The sequence below is a fragment of the Pseudomonas sp. EL_65y_Pfl1_R83 genome, from assembly GCF_963970695.1.
Taxonomy (GTDB): Bacteria; Pseudomonadota; Gammaproteobacteria; order Pseudomonadales; family Pseudomonadaceae; genus Aquipseudomonas; species Aquipseudomonas tritici.
Window position 1 is genome coordinate 1 of the sequence record NZ_CAXAQI010000435.1, and the last position, 450, is coordinate 450.

Annotated in this window: 1 protein-coding gene; it reads left to right on the forward strand. The window is 65.1% G+C overall.

What is annotated here, in order from left to right:
* On the forward strand, positions 1-401 hold a 401-nt coding region (locus AACY08_RS29690), incomplete at its 5' end, for an efflux RND transporter permease subunit (protein ID WP_339472655.1).
* Positions 402-450: the final 49 nt, after the last annotated feature.

Below are 450 nucleotides of genomic sequence, written 5' to 3' on the forward strand. Positions count from 1 at the left end.
CAGCCGCTGTCGGCTTCATCTGTCTTGCGGGCGTCGCCGTACTCAATGGCCTCGTGGTGATGACAGCGATACGCGAACGGATCGAGGCAGGGTTTCCGCTCGCTCAGGCGATCCGCGACGGGATGGCCGAAAAGATGCGCGCCGTCGTCATGACCGGATTTGTGCCGGCGATCGGTTTCGTGTCGATGGCGCTCGCGCACGGCACCGGCGCCGAGGTCCAGAAGCCCCTGGCGACCACTGTTATCGGGGGCTTGGTTGCGGCTACCATTCTCACTTTGCTCGTTCTCCCCGCCATCGCCCGCGTGGTGCTTGGCTGGGGCGAACGCGTGGGCAAGCACCGCGATCCCGAGCCGGATGGCGGCGTGGCGGCGCATCCGACCCCCGAGCCGATCTCGACATGACACAGGAGGCGAGCATGAGCGAACATACCAAATTGCTCCGCATCTACAC